The organism is Xenorhabdus sp. TS4 (genome assembly GCF_014467265.1).
Lineage (GTDB): Bacteria > Pseudomonadota > Gammaproteobacteria > Enterobacterales > Enterobacteriaceae > Xenorhabdus > Xenorhabdus ehlersii.
On record NZ_NKHQ01000099.1, the window covers coordinates 1 to 10116 of the forward strand.

General features: G+C 44.6%; 7 protein-coding genes and 10 pseudogenes. 14 read left to right on the plus strand and 3 right to left on the minus strand.

All coding sequences use genetic code 11. The features are described 5' to 3' along the window. Positions 1 to 96 (minus strand): annotated as a pseudogene (locus tag Xets_RS28795) (transposase); the annotation flags it as partial. Between the two features lie 48 nt (positions 97 to 144). Here Xets_RS28795 and Xets_RS19285 point away from each other — a divergent pair. From Xets_RS19285 to Xets_RS19305, 6 genes and pseudogenes are all read left to right on the plus strand, one after another. After that, a pseudogene (locus Xets_RS19285) lies at positions 145 to 384 on the plus strand (DNA methyltransferase); the annotation flags it as partial. Positions 385 to 1016: 632 nt separating this feature from the next. After that, the gene (locus tag Xets_RS19290) at positions 1017 to 1802 is read left to right on the plus strand and encodes a ParA family protein (protein ID WP_187652369.1); all 786 of its coding nucleotides are present in this window, start codon (positions 1017 to 1019) and stop codon (positions 1800 to 1802) included. 5 nt (positions 1803 to 1807) lie between these two features. After that, complete coding sequence (locus Xets_RS19295; protein ID WP_074025173.1) at positions 1808 to 2893, plus strand: ParB/RepB/Spo0J family partition protein; 1086 nt, start codon at positions 1808 to 1810, stop codon at positions 2891 to 2893. 47 nt (positions 2894 to 2940) lie between these two features. Then, positions 2941 to 3213 (plus strand): helix-turn-helix domain-containing protein, encoded by a 273-nt coding sequence (locus Xets_RS19300; RefSeq protein ID WP_074025183.1) that lies wholly within the window; start codon positions 2941 to 2943, stop codon positions 3211 to 3213. A gap of 340 nt (positions 3214 to 3553) precedes the next feature. After that, a pseudogene (locus tag Xets_RS24865) lies at positions 3554 to 3631 on the plus strand (maturase); the annotation flags it as partial. Positions 3632 to 3736: 105 nt separating this feature from the next. Further along, a pseudogene (locus tag Xets_RS19305) lies at positions 3737 to 4282 on the plus strand (IS3 family transposase); the annotation flags it as partial. A gap of 7 nt (positions 4283 to 4289) precedes the next feature. Here the strand turns inward: Xets_RS19305 and Xets_RS19310 are convergent. Next, positions 4290 to 4501, minus strand: a pseudogene (locus Xets_RS19310) (IS110 family transposase); the annotation flags it as partial. Between Xets_RS19310 and Xets_RS19315 the strand changes: the two are divergent. The 6 genes and pseudogenes from Xets_RS19315 to Xets_RS19340 form a co-directional block, all read left to right on the plus strand. Then, positions 4476 to 5471, plus strand: a complete 996-nt coding sequence (locus Xets_RS19315; RefSeq protein ID WP_187652370.1) for an MFS transporter — start codon at positions 4476 to 4478, stop codon at positions 5469 to 5471. The pseudogene Xets_RS19310 and the gene Xets_RS19315 sit on opposite strands and share 26 nt — an antisense overlap. Before the next feature lie 3 nt (positions 5472 to 5474). Then, positions 5475 to 6224 (plus strand): SDR family oxidoreductase, encoded by a 750-nt coding sequence (locus Xets_RS19320; RefSeq protein ID WP_187652371.1) that lies wholly within the window; start codon positions 5475 to 5477, stop codon positions 6222 to 6224. Positions 6225 to 6375: 151 nt separating this feature from the next. Next, positions 6376 to 6798 (plus strand): annotated as a pseudogene (locus tag Xets_RS19325) (IS5 family transposase); the annotation flags it as partial. A 19-nt stretch (positions 6799 to 6817) separates the two neighbouring features. Further along, positions 6818 to 7231: pseudogene (locus tag Xets_RS19330) on the plus strand (transposase); the annotation flags it as partial. A gap of 247 nt (positions 7232 to 7478) precedes the next feature. Further along, positions 7479 to 8129, plus strand: a complete 651-nt coding sequence (locus Xets_RS19335) for a hypothetical protein (RefSeq protein WP_187652372.1) — start codon at positions 7479 to 7481, stop codon at positions 8127 to 8129. A 219-nt stretch (positions 8130 to 8348) separates the two neighbouring features. After that, positions 8349 to 8594, plus strand: a pseudogene (locus Xets_RS19340) (transposase); the annotation flags it as partial. Positions 8595 to 8650: 56 nt separating this feature from the next. Here the strand turns inward: Xets_RS19340 and Xets_RS19345 are convergent. After that, positions 8651 to 9325, minus strand: a complete 675-nt coding sequence (locus Xets_RS19345; RefSeq protein WP_187652374.1) for an RES family NAD+ phosphorylase — start codon at positions 9323 to 9325, stop codon at positions 8651 to 8653. 218 nt (positions 9326 to 9543) lie between these two features. On the opposite strand from Xets_RS19345, the pseudogene Xets_RS19350 reads away from it, so the two are divergent. Both Xets_RS19350 and Xets_RS19355 read left to right on the plus strand, forming a co-directional pair. Next, positions 9544 to 9651, plus strand: a pseudogene (locus tag Xets_RS19350) (IS6 family transposase); the annotation flags it as partial. Positions 9652 to 9921: 270 nt separating this feature from the next. Beyond that, positions 9922 to 10020: pseudogene (locus Xets_RS19355) on the plus strand (hypothetical protein); the annotation flags it as partial. Positions 10021 to 10116 lie beyond the last annotated feature (96 nt).

Here is a 10116-nt window from a genome sequence, read left to right on the forward strand (position 1 = left end):
GGAGATTTCAAAATGGGCACTCGTTTGTTCGAAAGTCAACGAATGCTTGTCCTTGTATGCCAGTACTCTCTTTCGAAAATCTAAGCTGTAGCCCATCTCGTGTTATGCCTTGTCGTCTAGGGGTTAGGTATTATGTCATATTAATATGATTTATCTATACCTGAGATGGCTATCCGCTTCCTAACGGAAGAAAGGGATCTGGTTGCCGATCCTTTCAGTGGTTCAAATAAGATTGGGTTGGCCGCAGAAAGGAATAACCGGCGCTGGATCGCTTGTGACATCATCCTTGAGTACATCCGCACCCAAGCGGAGATGTTCACCGACTTTGATGGATTTTGGATAAACCCAGCCATAGCAACAGTGGGTGGGGGAGCTTTGAATTAAGAGAACAATATCTATGAGTTTAAATTTTATCGCAAGAGTTTTGCGCTATTTGACGATTATGCATCAGCAGGCAGCAATCAACTTCTGGGGGAGCAATACCAGCCTGATGCCATCTCGACACAAATTGATTGTGGTCTTATCGGTAACTAGGTTATTCCTCGCGGGGGACCAATCATCTCTCCGGAATTTGCGGGAGTGTGCCCCAACACGCCGCTTCCCGTTGTATCTATGAAATTTGGTCCTAATGGCCGGGGCTACGTTCTATGTGGTATTGGGAGTAAGGTAGTTGCCACTAGCTTCTGATGTTAATGACATCGAGGATAAAGAGTTACTATCATTCAAATAGGTGAGTCGATGGGGGAGTAAATACGGTTCCCAGTCGTATGCACTTTGGCTGATGAAAGTGAAGCAAAGCAGTTGTTGTCGAATGGGCTTGGGGCAGCGAAGCAATTGCGTTGACAGCACAAACCTTGTAAATACTCGGCTTTTATGGCCGTTTTTTTGTTTCAAGTTTGTTTTAACAGAACCATAATTAGATATTGCAGTATCATTTTATGAACGCTACAATCTTTCATATGTGAAAGTTTGGGGGTGGTCAGGATCATCTGCGAGAAACCAAAATAGAGGTGGGTATGGCAAAAGTAATCAGCTACGCCAACCAGAAAGGCGGAGTGGGTAAGAGTACCCTCTGTATCCAGCAAGCCTTTTATCTGGCGTTAAAGAAGAAAAAGAAAGTGCTGGTCTTGGATATGGATGGTCAGGGGAATACATCCTCTCGACTGGCCCCCAGACGAGAGCTGGAAGATGGCGACTGCGAGTCCATCCTCACCGGAACCAAAACCGCAGAGCTGTTCGCTTACGAGCTGGACGGTATTAAGGTCATGCACTGTCCTTGCGGGGTAGACCTTATTCACACGCCGAAGAACGACCCAGATCTGTTTGAAATGGAGGCTGTGCCTCTTGACCAGGCTATGAATCCGGCTCGCCATTTGACCGAACTTTTTGAGAACTACGACTACGTGCTGATTGATTGTCCGCCTAGCCTCGGCAGAAAGCTGGTGGCCGCGTTGGTGATGTCTACGCATGTGGCATGTCCGGTCAAGCTCTCTGGATTCGCTGTGGACGGCGTAGAAGGCCTCCTCAACACGATTATTGGTGTGCGCGAGGCGTACAACCAAGACTTGGAGATTCTGGGCATTGTGATCAACGACATGGACCGCTCTGTCAATCATGACAAGGCCCTCAAGTCGCTGGAGAACACAGTTCCGGATCTACTGTTTGAGAACAAAATTATGCACCGACCTCCGCTCGATACTGCGACTACTGATGGCATCCCTGTGTGGGAGCTGCGCTATGGGCATGTCGCGGCCAAAGAGGTTGAGGCGGTGTTGGAAGAACTTTTAGAGAAGGTGGGCTAAGCGATATGGCACTAAATAATTTAAAAGGCCTGTCCGAACTTGCTAAAGCCGTCAAAGGCAAGAAAGGCAAAGAAGTTCTTACTGTACCTGTTGAAGACGTTATATCTAAAGCCCAGGTTCGTAAGCGCTTCCGTAATATTGAAGAGCTGGCGGCAACCCTGCTGACCGAAGGGCAGCAGTCTCCGATCATCGTGTTCCCGAAGAACGAAGAAGGCAAGTTCGTCATCCAGAAAGGGGAACGTCGTTGGAGAGCATGTAAACATGCTGGTATTGAGACCATCGACCTAGTAGTCAACGATAAGGTCCAGAACAACCTAGACGAAACTGCTGGTGAGTTGATCGAAAACATCCAACGGGATGACTTGACACCGGTAGAGATTGCCGAGGCATTGAATCTGTTTATCGAAGAAGGCTGGAAGCAAAAAGACATTGCTGATCGTCTCGGTAAAAACATCACTTTCATATCTACACATCTGTCGTTGCTCAAGCTACCTGACTGTGTGCGCGAATTGTACGATAATGAAGTATGTTCTGATACAGAAACTCTGAATAATCTTCGCTTGTTGTTTGACCTGAACGAAGAAAGATGCCGCGCTGTCTGCGCTGTGGCTATGTCTGACGGGATTACCCGTAAACAAAGCCGTGAGCTTCTGAACGATACCAAACGTATCAAAGAAGAAATGGAAAAAGGCCCTCTGGCTGGCTCCGGCCAGAGTGATGAACCGCGTGCTGGAAATACCGATGACCAAACCTTTAACTCAAGCGGGAATGGTACGTCGGAACAACTCAGGAATGACGAGCAGAACCCTATCCAGCAGCCAATTAACAGTGGCAAGAACAAGGATGAAGAAGGGAGTGATGCTCTTCCTCCTCTGCCGAAGAACAAGGAATGGAAGGAAGTCCGGCCCGACAGTTTGATCTTTGCTGTCAACGTTAACCTGGATGGTGAGACAAAGCGCGGAGTCATTATGACAGACCGTGTGGCTCTGGTTCCGTCTACTGTCTGGGTCAAAACGCTCGATAGCGAAGGCAAGGAAAAACATGTTCATGTGCCTGTGTCAGACATTGAACTCCTGAGTGTCGAAGGCTAACAAAGGAGGCCCAGCCAGAAGAGTGGGCCTATCAAGAATAGGTGGATATGAAGATCTCACAGGACATGAAAAGAAAATTTGCTTTGGTGAATGCCCTGTCTAAAACGGAGAAGCCAAGTCTCCAGGACCTTCACAAGGCGACAAAAATTCCTGAATCAACGATCAAGAGACAGTTGGCTGCTCTGCGTAATGAGTTCGGAATGAACATCTTGTTCGTCAGGGAGTCAACCGGCGAACGGGGTGCCACCGGCTATTACATGCTGACAAACTGGGGGATCTTAGACAGGTCTTCGTTCTTGAACCGATACGGAAAGCTGTAGGGTGTCATAGATCAGCGCATTGAACAGGAAACCCGCCAAATGGCCTGTCTCTTATACACAACTTTGTATCCTGCTGTTTTTTATATGAATTATTTTAAACTTATCGAGACAACGTTGGGGAATATTTCCTTTAAAATCAGTTGAGTATATTTATCAAATTACAGTCATTTACTCGTGATTTGAGATGTGACTAAAAGACAGCCAAATGGCGGGTTTTTTTATGGTGTACCTGGCATGCTCAGCAGCTCGGGGGAAAGTCCTCTGTCCAGCCTGATGGTGGCGAAGGACTAGTGAAGCGCAAGGGCGTCGTCGTGAGTCGGGGGTGATGCACTGGCTGAGCCGTAAACTGAAGCTAAAGGTCAACGCGAAGAAGAGCGCGGTAGCACATCCAGAGACGCGTAAATTCCTGAATTACAGCTATAGAAAGGGCAGAAAGGTCTTTTCATTATGTCACCTGTTTAATTGTTGAAGTGAGAATATCATCTCCATGACGGTGACCAAAATTAGTGTGCCACTTCACTCGCCTAATCTCCTGCGGCAGCATTTTTCCCCGGCATGCCCGAATACTCACTGGTGCGGAGACATCACCTATATTCGCATAAAAGCAGGGTGGAGCTATCTGGCCGTCGTGATGGATTTATTTTCCCGTCGGGTGGTGGGGATGGCCATCTCTTCTTCGCCGGATGCTGAGCTGGTCTGCCGGGCATTGAATAACGCATTGGAAACGCGTCATATTGAAGGGCGGCTGGTTTTTCACTCTGATCAGGGAAGTCAGTACAGCAGTAGAAAATTTCGCCGTTTACTCTGGCGCAATAAAATTATCCAAAGCATGAGTCGTCGAGGTAATTGCTATGATAATTCACCGATGGAACGGGTCTTCCGGAGTTTAAAAAGCGAGTGGATCCCGCCAGAAGGCTATCGGGACATTCATGAGGCAATCCGGGATATCACCTGCTATTTGGGCGGATATTATAATGACACCCGTCCCCATAGTTTTAATGGGGGAATTTCCCCTGCTGAATATGAAAGACAGTGGGAAGCGGCTAGAAATGTGTCCGGTAGTTCTTGACCGCTACATCATGCCCCAAATCAGCGATCCGCCTTGCCATGAAATGCGCGCCAGCACAGGCTCCATCACCACCATTGCCGGAGAGCAATCGGTTAAGAATTCCATCAATTTAGTGCGGGTGAATTTTTTACGCAGTAAAGCTTTCCCCGATTGATCCTGACAATGGACATGAAAGGAATGTTTGCCGAGATCGATGCCAATCAGTGCGATAGTGTTCATGATGGTATTGGCTATTATCGGTTATTCAGGTATCGCTCTAGCCGATAGTGTGTTTATTTTCGCTTTCGGCCTTTTGTTAACCGGCATATCTTTTTCTTGGATAGATGCCCCTAGCCGTGCCCTGATGAGCGATCTCCTACAAGATCAACGACGGCGAGAGCTGGCACTGCAAATACGCTATTTCGCAGTGAATATCGCGGCGGTCAGTGGGCCACTCATCGGAATTACTTTTGGATTAAATTCACAAAAAAACACATTCTTACTCACAGCATTCTCTTATGTGCCATTTTTACTTTTTATTCTGCTTTATATTCCGGGAGGGAAATTGTTATCGAACAGTAATGAGCAAGAAAAACAAATAGGTGAAACAAGTGGTTGGCAGGTAACCACAATTATAGTGCGAGACAAAATCTATCTTGTCGCTTTGATTAGCAGCATTCTCTGTTATCTGGTTTATGCCCAAATTGAATCCATCGTACCCCAATATTTATTGATGCTGGACGCTACGCGTGCGGTTAACTTAGTCACAGTAATCTTGGTTACCAATGCGATAACTGTTTTAATTGCTCAGGTTTATCTAGTACCCTTACTAACCAATACACCTCTTGATAAACGCATCACTTTTGGTGCAATTATCTTTACCGTTTCGCAGATTTTGTTCTGGTGTAATGATACTACCAGTGGTCTATGGTGGGGACTGGTTACAGTAGTGTTCAGTATTGCAGAAGCCATCTTGTTACCTAATCTAAGTATCCTACTCGATCGCTTGGCACCAGAGCGCTATCGTGGTGCGTATTTGGGTGCTTCAACACTAGCAGTACTCGGTTTGTCATTAGGACCGTTTGTCGGTGGAGCGTTGTTAGAATGGAGAGGGAGGGGGGTTTTTATTGTGATGGCACTGCTTTGCTTGGGTATTGCCGTTTTGATGTTGATAAATAAATTTAAAATAAATTTACGACTGGATAAATAACATATGAAAAATAAAATCACCCTTATCACCGGTGGTGATCGCGGCATTGGTCGAGCTACAGCACTATATTTGGCAGGCAAAGGTCATAAGCTCTGCATTGGTTATCATACACGCGAAACCTGTGCTCAAGAGGTTATTGATAGAATCCATCATATCGGTGGGAAAGCCATCGCTGTGCAAGTTGATATTGCGCAGGAAGAACAGGTCGTAGATTTATTCCAGCAAATAGATAAAAAGCTTGGCCCTGTTTCTGGATTAGTGAATAACGCAGGGATACTAATGCCTCAGGCTTCAATAGAGCAATTGAATGCCCAGCGCTTGGCTACTATATTCACTACGAACGTCAGCGGAAGCTTTATTTGCGCACGTGAAGCTGTTAAACGTATGGCGCTGCGTCATGGTGGTCAAGGTGGAGCCATTGTTAATGTCTCGTCCGCAGCATCTCGACTCGGTTCACCTCATGAATATATTGATTATGCTGCTTCAAAAGGCGCTATTGACACTTTCACTATTGGTTTATCGCTGGAAGTTGCCGCTCAAGGTATTCGTGTTAATGCCGTTCGGCCTGGCTTTATTTATACCGAAATGCATGCTGACGGTGGTGAGGCAACACGAGTTGACCGAGTAAAAGATAGTTTACCTATGAAACGTGGCGGCCAACCTGAAGAAGTAGCTCAAGCTATAGCATGGTTATTGTCTGATGAAGCTTCATATGTTACTGGAAACTTTATAGATCTAGCAGGAGGAAAATAGGCACGTACCGGAAAAGTGGACTCCGAGTCCATATATGATCAAGAAAAATTGACTAGTTGTTAGGGCGTGTTGATGTTTTGTGAGGGATTATTAGACAGCATGATGATTTGGTATAATTACTTTCGCCAAAAAACAACCAGACCTCACCATCATGCCGAGAACTATGTTAACAGCTCTCCAATGGAATAAGCTATCTGCGTTAATGCAACATGCGGGTTGGATTTATCACAAACCTGAACACCGTTTGACCGTTGAAGGCATTCTTTACCGAATGAGAACGCGCGTTCCCTGGCGCGATTTACCGCCAGAATTTGGCAAATGGAATAGCGTCTTTCAACGTTTCAATGCGTGGTCAAAGAAAGGGGTTTTACAGCTCATTTTCAAGTGGTTATCTGGGTTTGCTGATAGGGAATGGTTGTTTATTGATGGGAGTATCGTCCGTGCTCATCAGCACAGTGCCGGAGCGGCTTCAGATGATGATGAGGCGATTGGCAAAAGTTGTGGTGGACGTTCAACCAAAATCCATTTGGCCGTCGATAGTTACGGCTTGCCTGTTCATTTTGAATTGTCCGGTAGTTCTTGACCGCTACACTCGGGCGGTGGACTTAGACGGTAATACCATTGATTTTCTGCTGACAGTCTGTCGGGATAAGAAAGCGGCCTTGCGATTTTTCAAAAAAGCGATAGGTCAGCATGGTCAGCCGGCGGTCGTGACGATGGACAAAAGTGGCGCCAACAAAGCGGCAGTGGACGAATTAAACCCGGAAAAACCCAAGGAAGAAATCATTGTTATCCGGCAGAATAAGCCCCTCAATAACCTCATTGAGCAAGATCATCGCAACATCAAACGACGAATCTCTTCCATGCTGGGATTCAACAATTTCAGGCGAGCACAGACCCTGTTAGCAGGCATTGAATGGGTCAGTATGCTGCGTAAAGGACAATATTTGCAAAAGCCGGAGTGCCCGATGTCACCCGCTGCATTTTTCTATCAACTGATTGTATAAACATTCATCCATGCAATTTCGCTAGCGACCTCTCTGTTAATGCGACAGAACCGTAATTGCCCCGCCATGCTGCAACTAGGAAATATGATAAACACCAGTACCATGACCAGGGAAAGAAGTTATGCAGCATCGACAAATATTGACTTAAGAGTAAAATTTGCTCATGTTAACGATTTTAGGTATAATTAATTATGTTGAAATCGTTAACTAACAATGTGTGCTAGTCAATTTGTGTGAGGAAAATAATATGAAACATTGTGCTGTGTATAACGACACTGATGTGGTCGTAGACCGCATCGCCAATATTTCTAATTCAATGGAAAGCGCATTTCGCACGGGCCAGGCGCATATTGACAAACGCAGTCTGGGAAAGGCCGATATTGAGTTTATGTTTGAAGCGTTAGCCAGTGCATTTAAAGCGATGGCCATAGCTGAAGATACCCCAGAGAAGAAAAAGCTGCGGCGCCGGCTGAAAAGCAAAGCTATGTTCATGGATACTCTGAAACAACACGGCGGAGTACTCTCATCAACTGAAGCTGCTGAACAATTGGGAGTGTCTAAAGTTACAATCAAAAAGAGAAAAGATACTGGGAAACTATTAGCGTTAAATATTGATGGTGAGTTTTATTTTCCGGTATTTCAGTTTACCGATGATAAACGAATTTCTGACAATGGAGTATTGAAAGGATTGGCGAAATTATTGCCTCAGTTGAAAGGCTTTAGTGATCGTCTGCAATACTCGTTCTTCATGGAAGAACGCAATACCGTTCTGGGTGGTGTACTTCCAAAAGGTAAGGTGTTCACTGTTGCCCAATTGTTGAAAGAAGGCGTCTCTGACACTGTAATGCAGGAACTGGAGTGGCTCGTGCGTTTATATTGTTCTCAAGATGCAGCTTAACCTGTAGTAGCACAGACTCAACCATATGAATAATGGGTAACTGTCAGATCAAATCTGAGCGACTACAATTGAATAGTAAACGAAATTCCGTACTAACAAGCGTAAAATATAGACTTATCCACAAAAATTGTGGATAAGTCAGAGATAAGCCTGTCCATAAATTTGTGTAATTGCCTGTTTTTGGTATGTTTGATTTTTTCGACTAAAACAGGTGGAAAAGTGGGCGATAAACAGTTAAAAACTTTGGCTACCGAGTTGGCTAAAAATCTCAAAACCCCGAAAGGCTTTAGTCAGTTCATCCGTTTCCTCAACAAATCGACTGTTGAAACTGCCTTTACTGTCGAGATGGTTGCCCATCTGGGGTATGAAAAGAACCAATCCAAATCCGGCATCAATACCCGTAATGGTTATTCTTCCAAAACGTTACTCATCAAAGAAGGAGCGTTGGAATTACAAATCATTCGTGCTATGACATCATCCGAACCCAGGTTCCTTATCAATACATAGGCATGTGACCACAATTAGCCTTCTTCTACCGAAATTCCCAATTGGTTCACTAGTATATCAGCTGCACTTTCGCCTTGGTGCTCAAACTCACTGAGACGTTGCATAGAATTTTCTTTGGTGATTGCAACCTTTTTTCCACTGGGATCATTGTGCCACAATGCCAAACATGTTTCGGTAGTTACGTTAGAGTGAAATTTGATACCATTCAATCCTGCCGCTTGTGCTTTTTTTGCCAGTAACTGGGTTGTTGCCCGCGATGATGTAGTAACATCGTGAAGCGTTAGTGGGGTCTTTTTTATCAATGTTGTCATATCAAGTAATTGTCGATCCTTCTTAAGTATGACAGTAGCTATGTAATACTTGTTTATATCTGATTCCAAAATCCCCAGTTTGCCATTAAATATTTCTTTCATTGCCGTTAGGGGATCTTCGGCTAAGTACATCGTGCCGTTTGCCCCATCAGTCAAACCAAAACGCGTATCGGAGCCATTTGGGTTGAAAAAAACACAACTTCCGCCATATTCCCCGTTCTGTAATCGTATTAGTTCGGTGCCTGCCGGTATTTTCACTGAAGATGAGTGAAGTGTGTTATCTGAAAAGTTTTTGATTTTTTTTATAGTCTTGCTTTCCGTATCGAAATTGATTTCTGCACTGGCAGTATTATTGGTCTGGTTTTCCTCTGATTTCATTATTCCCCCTTTTTCTGTGTGTAAAAAATCTATTCAAGTTTGTTAACCTTATGTAGGTTGATCTATATAGTCGCTTTTCCCGTATTATATTACATTCGGTGTACTTTTACTCATAGACATGAGGAGGAGTAATTGTAATACGAGTAACTGGTTTAAGGGTTCTGTCGCATTAACGGAACATCAGGTAAATTCCTCGTTTTTTGCGCGAGTCCCAAACGATGTCCCTGATCCGAAATGCATTTAAGCGCTTACATTATCCTACCGGTATTATTGTCCAATGCGTTTGTGGGTATCTGTCCTATGCCCTGAGCCTGCGCAACCTAGAAGGCATTTTTCTATCAACTGATTGTATAAACATTCATCTATGCAATTTCGCTAGCGACCTCTCTGTTAATGTGACAGAACCACTGGCTGTGCTTATCCGACTAATAAAATTGACTACACTATTTAACTGTTTTAGCCGTCACTTTTTTTTGTTTTTTTTCTGATGAGAATCAAGTGATACATCTCGTTGAGTTTTAATATACAAGATGGTCACTCCCTCCTTCAAAGTAAGGAGTATGCTAGAAACAAGCCTCATTTAGTGGAGAACCATCATGGAAAATATCGCGCTCATTGGTATCGATCTCGGTAAAAACTCTTTTCACATCCACTGCCAAGATCGGCACGGAAAGTTTGTTTTCCGTAAAAAATTTACTCATAACTGAATGCCACCTCCTGCGGAGGTGGTCATCGACAGATTGGCTCTGCCAGTAAGGCTACTCATGGGAAAATCCGAACTGTTATCCCCA